This is a genomic window from Oxalobacteraceae bacterium OTU3CINTB1 (genome assembly GCA_024123955.1).
Classification (GTDB): domain Bacteria; phylum Pseudomonadota; class Gammaproteobacteria; order Burkholderiales; family Burkholderiaceae_D; genus Rugamonas.
Window position 1 is genome coordinate 4863320 of sequence record CP099652.1, and the last position, 17063, is coordinate 4880382.

15 protein-coding genes are annotated in these 17063 nt (G+C 64.2%); 5 read left to right on the forward strand and 10 right to left on the reverse strand.

The features are described from left to right. Positions 1 to 10 precede the first annotated feature (10 nt). Positions 11 to 2332: an FdhF/YdeP family oxidoreductase gene (locus NHH73_21000; protein USX25071.1), complete on the forward strand. Its 2322-nt coding sequence runs from the start codon at positions 11 to 13 to the stop codon at positions 2330 to 2332. A gap of 5 nt (positions 2333 to 2337) precedes the next feature. Here the strand turns inward: NHH73_21000 and fdhD are convergent, their stop codons facing one another. The 9 genes from fdhD to NHH73_21045 all read right to left on the reverse strand — a co-directional run bounded on the left by fdhD (position 2338) and on the right by NHH73_21045 (position 11868). Continuing rightward, positions 2338 to 3156: a formate dehydrogenase accessory sulfurtransferase FdhD gene (gene fdhD / locus NHH73_21005; GenBank protein ID USX25072.1), complete on the reverse strand. Its 819-nt coding sequence runs from the start codon at positions 3154 to 3156 to the stop codon at positions 2338 to 2340. 74 nt (positions 3157 to 3230) lie between these two features. After that, on the reverse strand, positions 3231 to 4004 hold the full coding sequence (locus NHH73_21010) for a GNAT family N-acetyltransferase (protein USX25073.1): 774 nt from the start codon (positions 4002 to 4004) through the stop codon (positions 3231 to 3233). 107 nt (positions 4005 to 4111) lie between these two features. Continuing rightward, complete coding sequence (locus NHH73_21015) at positions 4112 to 4786, reverse strand: hypothetical protein (GenBank protein USX25074.1); 675 nt, start codon at positions 4784 to 4786, stop codon at positions 4112 to 4114. Between the two features lie 62 nt (positions 4787 to 4848). Further along, a complete protein-coding gene (locus tag NHH73_21020; protein USX25075.1) occupies positions 4849 to 5229 on the reverse strand; it encodes a response regulator in 381 nt (126 codons plus the stop codon). A gap of 9 nt (positions 5230 to 5238) precedes the next feature. Next, positions 5239 to 7941 (reverse strand): ATP-binding protein, encoded by a 2703-nt coding sequence (locus tag NHH73_21025; GenBank protein USX25076.1) that lies wholly within the window; start codon positions 7939 to 7941, stop codon positions 5239 to 5241. Further along, positions 7928 to 8725, reverse strand: coding sequence for a transporter substrate-binding domain-containing protein (locus NHH73_21030; GenBank protein ID USX25077.1), 798 nt, complete (start codon positions 8723 to 8725; stop codon positions 7928 to 7930). The genes NHH73_21025 and NHH73_21030 overlap by 14 nt, the downstream gene beginning before the upstream one ends. A 24-nt stretch (positions 8726 to 8749) precedes the next feature. Then, positions 8750 to 10204, reverse strand: a complete 1455-nt coding sequence (locus NHH73_21035; protein USX25078.1) for a Ppx/GppA family phosphatase — start codon at positions 10202 to 10204, stop codon at positions 8750 to 8752. A gap of 190 nt (positions 10205 to 10394) precedes the next feature. Then, complete coding sequence (locus NHH73_21040; protein ID USX25079.1) at positions 10395 to 11579, reverse strand: GGDEF domain-containing protein; 1185 nt, start codon at positions 11577 to 11579, stop codon at positions 10395 to 10397. A gap of 13 nt (positions 11580 to 11592) precedes the next feature. Beyond that, entirely contained in the window at positions 11593 to 11868 is a 276-nt protein-coding gene (locus NHH73_21045; GenBank protein USX25080.1) for a hypothetical protein, read from the reverse strand. A 261-nt stretch (positions 11869 to 12129) separates the two neighbouring features. On the opposite strand from NHH73_21045, the gene NHH73_21050 reads away from it, so the two are divergent. After that, positions 12130 to 12807, forward strand: a complete 678-nt coding sequence (locus tag NHH73_21050) for a fused MFS/spermidine synthase (GenBank protein ID USX25081.1) — start codon at positions 12130 to 12132, stop codon at positions 12805 to 12807. A gap of 122 nt (positions 12808 to 12929) precedes the next feature. Here the strand turns inward: NHH73_21050 and NHH73_21055 are convergent, their stop codons facing one another. Beyond that, entirely contained in the window at positions 12930 to 14105 is a 1176-nt protein-coding gene (locus NHH73_21055; GenBank protein USX25082.1) for a LacI family DNA-binding transcriptional regulator, read from the reverse strand. A 151-nt stretch (positions 14106 to 14256) separates the two neighbouring features. Here NHH73_21055 and gudD point away from each other — a divergent pair, with 151 nt between their 5' ends. The 3 genes from gudD (at position 14257) to NHH73_21070 (ending at position 17052) form a co-directional block, all read left to right on the forward strand. Continuing rightward, a complete protein-coding gene (gudD, locus tag NHH73_21060; protein ID USX25083.1) occupies positions 14257 to 15612 on the forward strand; it encodes a glucarate dehydratase in 1356 nt (451 codons plus the stop codon). Positions 15613 to 15695: 83 nt separating this feature from the next. After that, positions 15696 to 15998, forward strand: coding sequence for a helix-turn-helix domain-containing protein (locus tag NHH73_21065; protein ID USX25084.1), 303 nt, complete (start codon positions 15696 to 15698; stop codon positions 15996 to 15998). Between the two features lie 64 nt (positions 15999 to 16062). Further along, complete coding sequence (locus NHH73_21070) at positions 16063 to 17052, forward strand: zinc-dependent alcohol dehydrogenase family protein (GenBank protein ID USX25085.1); 990 nt, start codon at positions 16063 to 16065, stop codon at positions 17050 to 17052. Positions 17053 to 17063: the final 11 nt, after the last annotated feature.

Sequence of the window (17063 nt, forward strand, 5' to 3'; positions counted from 1 at the left end):
GGAAAGCAACATGCAAAAAGATAAACCCGAAGGCCACATCGAACCGTACCACCATGCCGCAGGCGGCTGGGGCGCGTTGAAACAGGTGGCGATCAACCTGGTGCGCGAGAAGGTCAGCGGCGGCAACTTCAGAACGCTGCTGAAGCAAAACCAGCCTGACGGCTTCGACTGCCCCGGCTGCGCCTGGCCTGACCGCGAAGACGCGTCGACCTTCGAGTTCTGCGAGAACGGCGTCAAGGCCGTCGCCGCCGAGGCGACCAGCAAGCGCGTAAAGCCGGCGTTTTTTGCCGCGCATACGGTCGCCGAGCTGCTGCGCCAGTCCGACTATGCGCTGGAACAGCATGGCCGCCTGACCGATCCGATGGTCTACGACCGCGCCAGCGACAAATACCTGCCGATCGCCTGGGACGACGCCTTCGCGCTGATCGCCCGCCACTTGAAGGCCCTGCCCGATCCGAACCAGGCCGCGTTCTACACGTCCGGCCGCACCGGCAACGAGGCCGCCTTCCTGTTCCAGCTGTTTGTGCGCATGTACGGCACCAACAACTTCCCGGACTGCTCCAATATGTGCCACGAGCCGACCAGCCGCGGCCTGCCTGGCACCGTCGGCATCGGCAAGGGCACGGTCACGCTGGAGGATTTCGAGCACGCCGACGTGCTGCTGATCTTCGGCCAGAATCCGGCCACCAACCACCCCCGCATGCTGGGTGAATTGCGCGACTGCGCCAAGCGCGGCGCGCGCATCGTCTCCATCAATCCGCTGCGCGAGCGCGGGCTGGAACGCTTCACCAGCCCGGCCCACGCGCTGGAGATGCTGACCAATTCGAGCACCACCATCAGCACCATGTTCGTCCAGCCGACGCTTGGCGGCGACTTCGCGCTGATCAAGGCGCTGGCCAAGCGCCTGGTCGAACGCGACGACGAGGCCATGGCCGCCGGCCAGGCAGGCCTGCTGGACCGCGCCTTCATCGCCGAACACACCAGCGGCTTCGAGGCGTTCGCGCAGGACCTGCGCGCCCAAAGCTGGGCCGAACTGGTGGCCGAATCGGGCGTGCCGCGCGCGCAGATCGAAGAACTGAGCGAGGTTTACATCAACGGCAAAAACGTCATCTGCACCTGGGGCATGGGGCTGACCCAGCACAAGGGCGCGGTGGCGACGATCCAGATGCTGTCCAATCTGATGATGATGCGCGGGAATATCGGCCGCAAGGGCGCGGGCCTGTGCCCGGTGCGCGGCCACTCCAACGTGCAAGGCGACCGCACCATGGGCATCGAGGAAAAGCCGACCAAGGCCTTCCTCGACCGCATGCAACAGGTCTTCGATTTCGAACCGCCGCGCGAGCATGGCTACGACGTGGTCGAAAGCATCCAGGCCATGTTGGACGGTAAAGTGAAGGTCTTCTTCGGCATGGGCGGCAATTTCGCCATGGCGACGCCGGACACGCCCCTCACCTTCGACGCGCTGCGCGCCTGCGACCTGACGGTGCACGTGGCCACCAAGCTGAATCGCAGCCATCTGGTCCTCGGCAAGGAAGCGCTGATCCTGCCGACGCTGGGCCGCACCGAGATCGACATGCAAAACGGCGTGCCGCAAGGCGTGACGGTGGAAGATTCGATGAGCATGGTCCATCTGTCATACGGCATGAACCAGCCGGCGTCTGACAACCTGCTGTCGGAGACGGCGATCGTCGCGCGCATGGCGCACGCCACCCTGGGCAGCGACAAGATCGACTGGAACGCCTATGGCAGCGACTACGCCAGCATCCGCGACGCCGTCGCCAAGGTGTTCGACGATTTTTACGACTTTAACGCGCGCGTGGCCAAGCCGGGCGGCTTCCATCTGAAGGTGGCCTCGCGCGAGCGCGAATGGCGCACCGCCAGCGGCAAGGCGCAGTTCGTGGTGCACGCGGTCGATACCGACACGCCGATCCACCGCGCCCGCGCCCTGCACGGCGAACGGTTGATGGTCTTGATGACAGCGCGCTCGCACGACCAGTACAACACGACGATCTATGGCATGGACGACCGTTATCGCGGCGTGTTCGGCTTGCGCCGCGTGGTGTTCATCAACAGGGAAGACCTGGCGATGCTGGGCATGAAGAACGGCCAGTATGTGGACATGGTCAGCGTGTGGGACGACGCCGTCGAACGCCGCGCCGATCGCTTCGCTCTGGTGGAATATGACATCCCGCGCGGCTGCCTGGGCGCCTACTTCCCGGAGACGAACGGTTTGATCCCGCTGCACAGCACCGCCGACGGCGCCGGCACGCCGACATCGAAATCGATACCGGTGTTGTTATCGCTGTCGGCGGACCAATCGGCTGCCGAGTAAGCGCGTCAGGTATATTCCACGCAGCCGTCCTGACGGCAAAAACTCACCAGCTTGACCCCGGCCTCGCTGGCGATATCGATCGCCAGCGTGCTCGGTGCCGAGATGGTCGCCAGCATCGGGATATTCATGCGCGCCGCCTTGCGCACCAGTTCATAGCTGGCGCGGCTCGACATGAAGACAAAACCTCCGCGCATATCGACGCCGTCCAGCGCCAGATGGCCGATCAATTTATCCAGCGCGTTGTGGCGTCCCACGTCCTCGCACACCTTCAGCACGGCGCCATCGGCGTCGCACCACGCGGCGGCATGCACGCCACCGGTCGCCTTCATCAACTGCTGGTGCGCCCCCAGCTCCGCCGCCGCGCGCGCGATCGCCGGCGGCAGCGAGCCGTCGTCATGCAGCGCCGGCGCCGTGATGCGGCCAGGCTTCAGATCGAGCAGCTCCAGGCTCTCGATGCCGCACACGCCGCAACCGCTGCGGCCCGCCATCGAGCGGCGCTGCTGCTTGAGCTGCACGAAGTCTTCCTGTGCGATGGTGATTTCCACCTCGAAGCTGCGGGCATGCTCGCGCAGTTCGATGTCGTAGACGTGGGAGGCCTGGGTCACCAGGCCCTCGGTGAGCGCGAAGCCCACGGCGAAAGACTGCAACTCGCGCGGCGTGACCATCATGACGGCATGCGATATGCCATTGATCACCAGCGCCACCGGCAGTTCTTCGGCGACGCGGTCGGTGGTGCTGGAGGTGTCCTGCGGGACGGTGCCGCGATGGCGCACCGCTGGGCGCAGCTGAAAGCCCGCCCGTTCTACTTCATCGTCCAATATCATCGCCGCCGCCCCGCAAATAGACCATTTTACACGGGGCGGGACGATGCCGCAGGCTGGCCGGCGTTATGCGTACGTTACGCCGCCAACGGCTCGTTGGCCATGCCGTAGTGGCGCGCATAGCGGCCATCCAGATTCGCCAGCGGCAGCAGCAGGAACAAATCGGCGCTTTCGAAATCAGGATCCCATGCCGGTTCGCCGCAAATCCATGCGCCCGAACGCAGGTAGCCCTTGAGCAGCGGCGGTATTTGCGGTTTTTGCGCCGCTTCCAGCTTCGAGAACGGGAACGGCAGATGCGGGGTGACGCGGTATTCGGAAGGCGCCATGTGCTGGCCGATCAGCGACTGGAACACGGCGACGGCATTGTGACCGCCATCGGCCAGGCTGATACTGGCGCAACCGGCCAGATAGTCGCAATTCTCGCGGCGCATATATTCGGCCAGGCCGGACCACAGCAGCATGATGACGCTGCCGCCACGATAGTCGGGATGGATACAGGCACGGCCCGCCTCGACCATGCGGTTGCGCAGGTTGTTCAGGCGGCCCAGATCGAACTCGCCTTCGGAATAGACACGGCCGATTTTGCGGGCGCGCGATGCGCTCAGCAGGCGGTAGGTGCCCACCACCTTGAGCGTGTTCGTGTCGCGCACGATCAGATGATCGCAATGCTCGTCGAATTCGTCGCTGTCGAGGCCATCCTCGCGCACCAGCGAACTCAGTCCCATCGTTTCGATAAAGACCTTGTAGCGCAGGCGCTGCACTTCACGCAGTTCTTCGGGCGTGCTTGCCATACTGAGCACCAGCTTGCCGGAAATCGCTCGGACGTCCGCTTGTATGATCGAGGTTTGCATGCTTCATCCTTTCTGTGGAAGACGAAGCAAGCGTACCGGTCGAATACTTCAGGGAAATGACAACTTAATGTCAGTTCCGTGACATGCACACAAGTGTTGTTTTTAAATCAGCCTTTTTTCGGGCGGCCGGTTTTGAGCGTCGGCAGGCTGCCCAGTACTTTTTGCAAGGTCGCCATGTCGATCTGGCTGATCAGTGCGACGCCGATGCGCAACAATTCGCTCTTTTTGATCTCGAAACCGGCTTTCAGGCAGGCTTTCTTGACCTGGCTTAGCACCGCGTATTCCTGTTCAGGCATCGTGAAGCTGTCGCGCACCAGCTTTTCCTTCGGCAGCTTTTGCTTGGCGGCGTCCGTCGCGGCCGGCTTTGCGGCTGCCGTTTTGGAAGTTTCCACAGGCGATTTTGCGGCGGCTTTCGGCGCAGCTTTTGGCGCAGCTTTTGGCGCGGCGGCCTTCGGGGCGGCGGTTTTCGGGGCTGGCCTGGCGACAGCTTTAGCGGCTGGTTTGACGGCTGCTGGCTTAGCGGCGGCCTTTGGTGCCGGCTTGGCGGCAGGCTTTGCGGCTGGTTTAGCGACTGGTTTAGCGGCGGCCTTGACTGCCGGTTTAGCGGCCGTTTTGACGGTTGGTTTCGCTGCTGCGGGTTTTGCGGCGGCCGGCTTGGCGGCTGGCTTCACAGCTGCGGGTTTGGCTGCCGGGGCGACGGCGATTTTCGCGGTGGCTGGCTTGGCGGCGGCTTTGGTCGTTGGCGCTTTTCCGTTGGCCAGACCATTAACAGGCTTGTTCATACTTACTCCAAATTAATCAACAATATAAACAATATATATCATTTACGTAAATTTTGCTTGCGTTATCGCAAATGTGCCGCGACCCGGGCGAACAGCAGCTGGGGGCTGACCGGCTTGCGCAGGAAATCCACGCCGCCCGCTTTGTGGCCCATCACCTCGTCCTCGGCCTGCCCTTTCGCGGTCAGGAACAGCACCGGAATGGCGCTGCTGGCGGGATCGGCCTTCAGGCGGCGGCACGTTTCGAAGCCGTCCATGTCGGGCATCATAATATCGAGCAGGATCAAATCCACCTTGGCCGAGGCGACGATCTGCAGCGCGGTCGCGCCGCTGGTCGCCACCTTGGTGTTGTAGCGGTCTTTTAACAAACCGGCAATCAAGGTCAGGTTGTCCGGCGTATCGTCAACGATCAACACCGTTGCGCGTTCATCGGCTTTCGTATTCATGGCACCTCCTCATTCGTCTTCATCCGCCACGGCGGCCAGCAACTTGCCCGCCGCTTCAAACTCATACTGCTCCATGTGATGCTTGAGGCGTCCCATGGTCTGCGGCGACAAGATCGTCGACAGGCTTGCGCGCACGCCCTCGAAATAGTCCAGGCTCTCGCCGCTGAATTCCGCCAGCAGCGCACGCAGTTCGGCGATCGCCCGGCGCGCATCCTCCTCGCTGGCGATTTGAACCTCGGCGCGCGGCGGCAGCGGCGGCACCACCTTCATCGACATGCCCAGCCAGCGCGAAAGCACGCGGTAAAGCCGCTGCGGATCGATAGGTTTGGTGACATAGTCCTGCATGCCATTGGCAAGGCAGCGCGCGCGCACGTCGGCCAGCGCGTGCGACGTCACGGCGATCACCGGCAACTCGTTGAAGCGGCCGTCCTTGCGCAGCAGTTGGGTGGCCTCGTAGCCGTCCAGCAGCGGCATGCCCAGGTCCATCAGCACCAGGTCGTAGGCGTGCGGCCCGGCGGCCAGCAACCGCTCCACCGCCAGTTGGCCGTTGCCGACGACTTCGACGTCCAGTCCCTGCAACGCCAGCAGCTCCCTGGTGACATCCTGGTTGTCGGCGCTGTCCTCGGCCAGCAGCACGCGCGCGGTGCGGCGCGGCGATGCGTCGAGCTTCAGCTCCGCCACCGGTCCTTCATAGACTGCGGCGCGAACCGCCAGCGCCGCCGCGTCGGACACCGCAAGTTCCACCTCGAAGCGGAAGGTGGAGCCGTGATCGACCTGGCTCTCGACGTCGATATTACCGCCCATCAGCCGCACCAGCTGCTGCGAAATCGACAATCCCAGGCCGGTGCCGCCATACTGGCGCGTGGTCGACCCGTCGGCCTGGATAAAGGCGCGGAACAGCTTCCCCCGCTGCTGCGGAGTCATGCCGATGCCGGTATCGCGCACCGAAAAACACAACCTGGCCTTGCCATCGGCTGATGCTGCGGCGGCGCCGCCGGCCAGCGCACAGCGCAGTTCCAGCGACCCGGCGGGCGTGAACTTGACCGCGTTGTTGGCCAGGTTGATCAGCACTTGACCAAGCCGCAGCGGGTCGCCCACCAGATAGCGCGGCACGTCCGGTGCGACATCGATCACGTAGTCCAGCTGCTTGTCGAGGGCGCGCTGCGCCGTCACGCTGGAGACGTGGGCCAGCACGTCGTCCAGCAAAAAGGGAATCGACTCCAGCTCCAGGCGCCCGGCCTCGATCTTGGAAAAATCGAGGATGTCGTTGATGATCCCCAGCAGCGACAGCGCCGCCCCATGAATTTTGCTAATGTAGTCGTGCTGCCTGGGCGTCATCTCGGTGCGCAGCGCCAGATAGGCCATCCCCAGCACGGCGCTCATCGGCGTACGGATCTCGTGGCTCATATTGGCCAGGAATTCGGACTTGGCGACGTTGGCCGCTTCCGCCATGACGTTGGCGGCGACGAGTTTTTGCTCGCGCGCGCGGCGTATGCTGATGTCGCGGATAAAGGCGCAAAACTCGTAGCCGCCCTGCGTGTCCGTGCTGACCTTGGTGATCGACAGCTCGATCGGGAACTCCTCGCCGTTGCGGCGCAGCGCGAACACCTCGATGCGGGTATCGAGCACGCCGCCACCGCCGCCCGACAAATGCCGCCGCATGCCGCGATGATGGTCGTAGCGGAAGCGCGGCGGAATGATGGTCTGGTCCAGTTCACGGCCCAGCGCCTGGTCGCGGCTCCAGCCGAAGATGCGTTCGGCCTGGGTGTTCCAGCCGACGATGTGGCCTTCGGGATTCATCCGCACCACCGCGTCGAGCGCCGTGTCGACGATGGTTTGCAGTTTCGCCTCGCTCTCTTCGGCGATCAACATCGACTCGGTCAGTTCGCGGGTACGATCGCTGATACGCATTTCCAGATCCGCGTTCAGGTCGCGCAGCTCGCGCTCGGCGTCGCGCAGGCGCGTGAGCGTGTCGCGGAAACGCAGCACCGCTTCGGACATGCGCCCCACCTGGTCCTCGCGGCCGATGCCGGACAACTTGATGTCGGTCTCGCCGTGGGTGAGCTTCTCCAGGCTGGCCTGGATGTCGGAGAACGGCCGCGCGGCGCGCCGCGCGACCAGGAAGATCGACAGCCCGATGCCCAGCGCCAGCAGCAGGTTGGCGGCCACCGTGTCGATAATGCGGCGCCGCAGGTCCTCGTCCATCTTCTGGCGCGAGAAGGCCAGCTCGATATGCCCCAGCGCATAGCTGCGGCGCGCATCGTTGAAGGTGATCTCGCGCCGCAGGTGGATTGCCGCCACCGGCTCGCGCAGCGGCGAGACATAGCTGGCGATCTCCGCGCCGTTGGGCGACAGCACCCGCAGCACCAGCACTTCCGGCGTGGCGCCGGAGGCATCGACGACACTGGAGACGGCCGCGCTGTTGATGTCGAACAGCGGCCGCGCCAGCGCCCGCGACAGCACCGCAGTCCAGCGCTCCGCCCTCTCGCGCAGGTTTTGCTCGGCCTCGGTGCGCAGCGTTTGCATCACATAGGTGGTGTAGATGGCGGTGGAGACGGTCAGCGCGAAGAAGATGCCGCACCCCAGCCGCAGGAAAATATTGCGGCGCCACGCGCCGCGCAGCCGCGCAAGCGGGCCGCGCCCGCGCATCAGCACCGCGTCGGTGGCGGCGTCGCTGGCGGCGGCGGGCCGCCCGGTGTCAATGACCGGCACTTTCGGCCCGTTCCAGCTTTTTGTAGGCCGCGCTGTTGCGCGCCTGTTCGACGGCGCGCCAGATCCGCTCGGCCAGCTCCGGCCGCGCAGCCACCATCGCGTGCGACAGGATCAGGAAATACGGTTTTTCGATAATCGGAATCGGCAACTGCTCCAGTTCCGGCGCCAGCGGGCCGCGCATCAGGCCACCGGCGTCGCTGCCGCCGACGGCCGCCGCCGCAACCCGGCCGGCGATCAGCTTGCGGGCCAGTTCGACGGCGCGCTGGCTGCCCTCGTCCACTTCCAGGTTCTGCGCGCGCAGCACGTCGCCGACCGAATACCCCAGCTGGAAGCCGACCGGCCCATCCAGGTTGCGGAAGCTCTTGCCGTCCCATTCGACCCTGCTGCCTTTTTTGCGCAGCACCACGTAGCGGTCCACGTGCATGCGCTTGCCGACGTCGATTTTCTCACCGCCCGGGTACTCCCCCAGCTCGCGACGGTCAGGCTTGTAGCTGACGGCGAAGGCGCCGTCGACGGCGTTGGCCTTCAATTGCGCCAGGCAGCGCTTCCACGGGATGCTCAGGTAATTGAACTGGATGTCGAGCCGCTGCTCGACCATCTTGAGCAGCTCGAAATTGAGGCCGCCGCCCTTCTCGGTACGCCAGGGCAGCACATCCTGCGCTTCGAAGCACAGGGAGACGACTTCCTTCGGCTTGTCGGCCGCGTGCGATGCCACCGGCAACGCCAGCACCAGCAAGGCGGCGCAGATGCGCCCAAAGCTTCCACAATGGCGTTGCCGGGTCATCGTCGTCTCCCTTCCTGGTCTTCTTCAGCCGCTGGTGCGAATGGTGAAATCCACGCCCATTTCGTCCCAGTTCTCCTGTTCCTTCTCCAGCCAGTACGACAGCGTGGGATGCTCGGCCACCCACTCGCGGCGGATCTCCAGCTCGATGCGGTTCTTCACGCGCAGCTTGAGCAGGCTGAAATCGATATCGATCCGCGAGTGCATGAACAGCACCGCCAGCCGCAGCGCCACCACCGCCTTGGCGAAGTCCGGCTCGGCCAGCACCTCGACCACCTTGCGCAGATTGCCCTTGTGGGCCAGGATCAGGCGGCTCATGACCTTTTGCTCACGGGTGGTAAAGCCCGGCAGGTCGGCATTTTCGATCATGTAGGCGGCGTGCTTGTGGTAGCCGGTCTGCGACACCACCAGGCCCACCTCGTGCAGCAGCGCGCTCCAGTACAGGTGGCGCGTGTATTCCTCGGTGGCCGGCTTGGTCTGCAGGTACAGCGCCAGCGCGTCGTCGGCCACGCGGTTGGCGCGGCGCTCGTCGACGTGGAACTTCTGCACGCAGGCCAGCACCGATTGCTCGCGGCGATCGCGCTTGGTCGAGCGCAGGTGCAAGTCCCACATCACGCCCATGCGCAGGCCGGCCTCGATCGGCTGCACCACGGGGATATCGAGTTCGCGCACCAAACCGATCAAAATCGCCAGGCCGCCGATGATGGTGCTGGCGCGGTCCGGACGCAGGCCGGCCATCTCGATCTTGCTGACATGGCCGAATTCGATGAAGCGCTGTTTCAGCGCGCCCAAGGTGGTGGCGTTGACTTCGCGCCCGATGCCGTTCTTGACGATGATGTCGGCGATGGTGCGCGCGGTGCCCGAGGAACCGTAGCACTGCTTCCAGAACTGCGGCCGGTAAGGCGGCGCGGCGTCCTCGAAATGGCTGCGCGCCGACAGGATGGCCGCCTCGAACGACGGCGCGTCGACCCGGCCGCCGACGAAGAACGACAGGCTTTGCTTGACCGTGCCGACGCTGAACGACTCGACCTTTTCGATCTCCTGGCCGCGCCCCAGTATCAACTCGGTCGAGCCGCCGCCGATATCGATCACCAGCCGCCGCTCGCCGGGGGTGGCCAGCGCGTTGGCCACCCCCATGTAGATCAGGCGCCCCTCCTCCTCGCCGGAGATGATCTCTATCGGATGGCCGATGGCCAGTTCGGCCTGCGGCAGGAAGGCGGCGGCGTTGCGCGCCACCCGCATCGCCGAGGTGGCGACCACGCGCACGCCGTCGAGCTTGTAGCCGTCCAGCACCGCGCGGAAATTCTTCAGGCAAGCGAGCGCGGTCTGCATCGCCGCCGGCGTCAGGTTGCCCTTGTCGTCCAGCCCCGCGGCCAGGCGTATCGGTTCGCGCACGCTTTTCAGCACGCGGATCGCATCCCCGTCGTGCTTGCCGACGTGGAGGCGGAAACTGTTGGAACCCAAATCTACTGCTGCGTACATAAATGAAAGCCTCTCTGTGCAAACGGCTACGAAGGCTTGCGTTGGTTCGGACAAAACCGGAATCAAACTAAACGATTTACACGGTTACGAAAATCATCACGATATGCGCCCATTATGACAGCGTGATGACGCCCGCGCCCGCCGCTTCGTCAAACCGGCCGTCAAACACGCTAAAGATGTCTCGCCAGGCCTACGCTTCGAGGGCGCTGGCGGGCGCCTGCGCCTCGGCCACCCGGTTGCGGCCGGACGCCTTGGCCTCGCGCAGCGCCTCGTCGGCGCGTTTGAACAGGCTCACGGCGCTGTCGTCGGCGCGGATGGTGGTCACGCCCAGGCTGGCCGTCATGTTGATGACGGCTTTTTCGGCCTTCACCGGCAGCAGCGCGATGGCGTTGCGGATACGCTCGGCCACCATCATGGCGTCGTCCTGGGTGGTGCGCGGCAGCTGGATGGCGAACTCGCCGCCGCCCAGGCGGCCCATCAAATCGCTGTCGCGCAGCTGTTTTTTGCACACGTCGACCATCGCCACCAGCACCATGTCGCCCACGGCGTGGCCGTAATCGTCGTTGATGCGCTTAAAATGATCCAGGTTGAGGATGATCAGCGCCGTCGGCAGGCCAGGACGGCGCGCCAGTGCCATCCACGGCGTCAGCGCCTGGTAGAAGCCGCGCCGATTCGGCACCTCGGTCAGCGCGTCGAGCACCTCGAGCCGCCCCAGTTCGCCGTCGAGCCGCTCGTGCCCCAGCAGCAGGTAACCGAAAGCGTTGCTCAGCATCATCAAATACAGGGCGGCGATGCCGACGCCCTGGATCAGCGCCGGGCTCACCCAGCTCCAGCCGTCGGGCAGCGCCAGCGACAGCAACCCGCGCGCCACCACTGCCAGCGCCAGCACCAGCATGACCACCACCAAATAGCGGCGCAGCATGGTGCCGGCCGACCAGCCGCGTCCCAGCGCGGCCGCGCCGGCGACGAAAAAGAAGCCCATCACGACCGAGGTGATGGCGATGCGCTCGGACGCCGGCTTGTCGAGCAGCCAGGCGCTGACGAAAATCGTGATCGCCGCCACCAGCACCGGCACCAGGTAGCGGCGCCAGACGCGCCGGCCGGCCTGCTCCCACAGGGCGGAGGCGTCCAGCGCGAAGCCGGTGAACAGCAAGGCGTTGGCGAAGGGGATCGTCAGGAAATCGGGCAAGGTGCCGCGCAGGTACAGCAGGGTCCAGGCCACGGCCTGGAACAGCTTGGCCCGGGACCAGGTGGCGGTGCGCACCTGACCTGCGGCGCCGGCGGCTGCGCCCTGCTGCTGCTCAAAAAAGAACAGCGCCGCGCACAGGCTCAGATTGCCCAGCGCCAGCGCCAGTACCAGTGTTTTTATATCCATGACCGGGGGCTGGTCAGACCTCGTGCTCGACGTTGGTGCTGCCGTCGCCCATTTTGCTGGCCCATGCCTGGGTGAAGTACACTTTCTCTTCCTCGGTCGGGGCGTCGTGCCAGAACACGATCAAGGTGCCCTTGTGGTCGTGCAGCTGGCTAACCTTCTCGATGAAAGTCAGCTTGCCGGCCACGTCGGCCAGGGCGGCGACGTAACCGTAAACCCGGCCCAGGCGCTCGATACGGTCCGGTTCGGTCAAGCTGTTGGTGGCGGTAAGCGTAGGGTGATCTAAAAACATCGTCTCTCTCCAAGATGGCAGCCAAGGGGCTGGCCGGTGCTAACGTCAATGTACCTATTATTTTTCCGTCTGTAAATGCAAGCATGGCGACCGCGGCCACCGGTGACACAATCGCCGCGCTTTCGGCCCATGTTGCCGGACCGGCATGCTACTATAAATCGCCCATATAAATCCACAAGACAACAAATCTTGACGCCGCCCACCCTTCGTCCCCTGGTCCACACGCGTGGCGACAAGCGCTCGCTTGAATTTGAGCCGGGCATGATCCAAAGCGAAATGCGGCTCTCGCGCCCGGACGAGCTGATCCTGAGCTACGCGCGGGCGATGATGTGTTTTGTGCTGTTTCATCCACGGCCCGAGCACATCGTCATGGTCGGGCTGGGCGGCGGCTCGCTGGCCAAGTTCTGCTACCGCTACCTGCCGCACAGCCGCATCACCGTGCTCGAGTTGCGTGCCGACGTCATCGCCCTGCGCGAGCAATTCGCCATCCCGCGCGACAATGCGCGTTTTCGCGTGGTCGAGACGGATGCCGCGTTGTATATGCGGCAGTTGCGCGGCGCCGTCGATGTGCTGCTGGTCGACGGCTTCGACGCCACCGGCCTGCCGCCCGAGCTCGGCACTGCGGCGTTTTACGCCGATTGCCGGCGCGCGCTGCGGCCCGGCGGCGTGATGGTGGCGAATATCTTCAGTTACGATCCGCAGTATGGCGCGATGTTGCGGCGGCTGCGGCATGCGTTCCAGGGGCGGATTTGCTGGTTTCGCGGCATTGCGGGGAATAACCGGATTTTATTCGCGGTCAAGGGCGGCGCGCCGTCGCCGGCGCTGGCGATGCAGCAAAAGGTGGCGCGCAGCCATGGGATGCCGTTGCCGGTGCTGAACCGGCTGCTGGCGCATTGGACGGTGCTTAAACTGAGGTGGGAGGCACGTAGGGTGGGTTAGGCGGGACGCCGTAATCCGCCATCGTTGGGCCGCCGACGGCGCATGCATGGCGGATTACGCTTCGCTAATCCGCCCTACGTGTCGCCAAGGTGTATTGAGGTCGGCATTCAGCGCGGGCAAATTTACGTGCTACCGCGCTGGATCAACTCAAACCCGGTATCGAACACGCGCGAAGCCGTGTCCTGATCCCCGGTGACGCCATCGATGCGGTCGAGGATCGCCTGCGCCGCCACCAGCCCGATATTGCGCCCGTCCACCCGCACCGTCGACAACGGCGGATGCGTATGCGCCGCAAAATTCAGATCGCCGAAACCGATCACTCCCAGCTGCTCCGGCACCTTCATACCACGGCTCATCGCCTCGATCATCAAGCCGTGCGCCAACGTATCCGAACTGCAGTAGACAGCGTCGATATCCGGCGCCAGCGCCAGCAGCCGCGTCAACCCTTCACGGCCGGCCTGCATCGTGGTCGGCGGCGGCATCGTCTGCACCGCCGCCACGGCGATGCCCATTCTGGCGAGCTCTGCCTGCAAACCCTGGTTGCGCCGCTCGGCGCGCGGATCGTCGGCCGACAACACGGCAATGCGCCGGTAGCCGCGCTCGACCAGATGCCGCGCCAGCGCGTGGCCGACACCCTCGTGCGAGAAACCAACCACCATGTCGATCGGCGACGGCGACATGTCCCACGCCTCCACCACCGGTATCCGCGCCAGTTGCAGGCGTCGGCGGGTGATATCGGTATGCAAGGTCCCGGTCAGCATGACGCCGTCCGGACGCCGGCTCAGAATGGTCTCGACCAGCACCTCTTCCCGCCAGGCCTCGTAACGCGACAAACCCAGCAGCACTTGATAGCCGGCCTGCGTCAGCCGGTCGCTGGCCGCCTCCACCATGTCGGCGAAGATCGGCGTGGCGATGGTCGGCAGCACCAGCGAAATGAGCTTGCTGCGGTTCGACGCCAGCGCGCCGGCCATCATGTTCTTGACATAACCGGTCTGCTGCACCGCTTCCTGTACCTTGGCGACCGTGTTCGGGCGCACCAGATGCGGCTGGTTCAGCGCGCGCGACACCGTGATCGGCGACACCCCGGCCACCTTGGCGACGTCGATTAAGGTCGCGCCGCTAACGCTCAGGTCGGCGGTGGACGTATGCAGCACCCGCAGATCGTTCTTGTCGGCGTTTTTGGCCGCAAGCTTGGCCGCAGCGCCTTTGGCGGCGTTTTTGCCGGCGGCCTTAGCGGCGCCTTTAGTGGCGGGCTTTGCCTTCTTCACAACAGGCTTGACGGTTTTTTTGTTATCCATAACAACGGATTATACAGTAGCGCATCATTTTCAATCATTACCACCAGCTTAAAAGTCAATCCGATGACCAAATTTGTGTTGAATTTTCCAGGGGCGGCCGGTATGATCGAATGATAGCGCAATCATTCGCGTGCACAGACCAGGAATCACAATGTCACAACAACCCACACCCTCCGTCCACGACACGCCGCGCGTGGTCGCCATGCGCGTCATCCCGGTCGCCGGCCGCGACAGCATGCTGCTCAACCTGAGCGGCGCGCACGGCCCCTACTTCACCCGCAACCTGGTGATTCTGACCGACAGCGCCGGCCGCACCGGCGTCGGCGAGGTGCCCGGCGGCGAGGCGATCCGCCAGACCCTGGAGGATGCGCGCGAGCTGGTCGTCGGCCGCGCGCTGGGCGATTACAACGCCGTGCTGAACCATGCGCGCCGGGCCTTCGCCGACCGCGACGCCGGCGGCCGCGGCTTGCAGACCTTCGATCTGCGCGTGGCGATCCACGCCATCACCGCGCTGGAGGCGGCGCTGCTCGACTTGCTGGGCCAGTTCCTCAACGTTCCGGTCGCCGCCCTGCTCGGCGACGGCCAGCAGCGCGACGCCGTCGAAATGCTGGGCTACCTGTTCTACATCGGCGACCGCAAGGCCACCGACCTGCCCTACGCCGGCACGCCGGCCGACGCCGCCGACGATTGGATGCGCCTGCGCAACGAAGCGGCGCTGACGCCGGAGGCCGTGGTCCGTCTGGCCGAGGCCGCGTACCAGCGCTACGGTTTCAACGACTTCAAATTAAAAGGCGGCGTGTTCCGGGGCGAAGAGGAAATCGAAGCGGTCACCGCATTGGCCGAACGCTTCCCGAACGCGCGCGTCACGCTCGACCCCAACGGCGGCTGGCTGCTCAAGGATGCAATCCGCCTGTGCCGCGACCAGCACGACGTGCTCGCCTACGCGGAAGATCCGTGCGGCGCCGAGAACGGCTACTCCGGCCGCGAAGTCATGGCCGAGTTCCGCCGCGCCACCGGCCTGCTGACCGCCACCAATATGATCGCCACCGACTGGCGCGAGCTGGGCCACGCGATCCAGTTGCAATCGGTCGACATCCCGCTGGCCGATCCGCATTTCTGGACCATGCAGGGGTCGGTGCGGGTGGCGCAGATGTGCCACGAATGGGGCCTGACGTGGGGTTCGCACTCGAACAACCACTTCGACGTCTCGCTGGCGATGTTCACCCACGTGGCGGCCGCCGCGCCCGGCAAGATCACCGCCATCGACACCCACTGGATCTGGCAGGACGGCCAGCACCTGACGCGCGAGCCGTTGAAGATCGAAGGCGGCATGGTCAAGGTGCCGGCCAAGCCGGGTCTCGGCGTCGAACTGGACATGGATGCCGTCGAGGCCGCCCACCGGCTCTACCTCGGCATGGGCCTGGGCGCGCGCGACGATGGCGTGGCGATGCAGTACCTGATTCCGGGCTGGAAGTTCGATAACAAGATGCCGTGCATGCTGCGGTGATGTCGGCCGCGGCCATGCGGCCAAGATGCGGTTTAATTGAAGATCAAGTTGACATATCGAGAAATCTAGATATACTGTGTTGTATGGACTTACTTGAAATATTCAAAGCACTCTCGAACCGCACCCGGCTTGAAATCCTGGAACGGCTGAAGGACCCTGAAAATAGCTTTCCTCCGCAGGACGAGGGGGATGTGCATACGGTCGGCGTCTGCGTCAGCAGTATCCAGGAGGGAGTTGGATTGTCGCAATCGACGGTGTCCAACTATCTGGCGACACTGCAGCGGGCAGGTTTGGTGGAGGTCCAGCGTGTAGGGCAATGGACGTACTATAAGCGCAACGAGGAAGCCATCCGTTCACTGGCGCAACAGATAGGCAAAGACCTGTAAATTTTTTTTGCAACAACATATCGATAATTTTCGATATCTCTTTTTAACGAAACGAGGAAAAAAAATGAAAGCAATGACACTCACCACTTTTGGCGGTACCGATGCATTCGAACTGGTCGACGTACCGAAGCCGGCACCCGGCGCCGGCCAGGTGCTCGTGCGCGTGCACGCTACTTCGATCAACCCACTGGACTACCAGGTCCGTCGCGGGGATTACAAGGACTATGTGCGCCTGCCCGCCATCACCGGCCACGATGTCTCCGGCGTGGTGGAAGAAGTCGGACCGGGCGTCACGTCCTTCGTTCCGGGTGACGAGGTGTGGTACACCCCGCAGATCTTCGATGGTCCGGGAAGCTATGCGGAGTACCACGTCGCCGCCGAAAACATCATCGGCAAGAAGCCTGCCTCGCTTAGCCATGTGGAAGCGGCCAGCCTGACCTTGGTTGGCGGAACCGCGTGGGAAGCGCTGGTCGGCCGCGCGCAACTTCGCGTCGGGGAAAGCGTTCTGGTGCACGGCGGCGCCGGCGGTGTGGGTCACGTGGCAATTCAAGTGGCGAAGGCGATCGGCGCGAAGGTGTACACGACTGCACGTGCGGATCAGTTTGAATTTGTCCGCAGCCTGGGCGCCGACGTCGTGATCGACTACGAAAAGGAAGACTACGTCGAAGTCATCATGCGCGAATCGACGGGCCAGGGCGTCAACGTCATCTTCGACACGATCGGCGGGGACACCCTCACCCGCTCGCCGGACGCGCTCGCCCAGCTCGGCCGGGTCGTCTCGATCGTCGATCTGGCCAAGCCGCAAAACCTGATCCAGGCCTGGGGCAAGAACGCGAGCTATCACTTCGTGTTCACGCGGCAGAACCGCGGCAAGCTCGATGAACTGAAGGCGTTGGTGGAACGCGGTCAATTGCGTCCGCATATAGGCGCGACGTACTCGCTGGCAGAGATTCCGCTTGCCCATGCGCGACTGGAAAGCCGTGATAACGGACTGCGCGGGAAAGTCGCCATCGCGGTCGTTCCGGAAGCGAATGCTGGCCAGGCAAAGTCCTAAACACTGTCAAC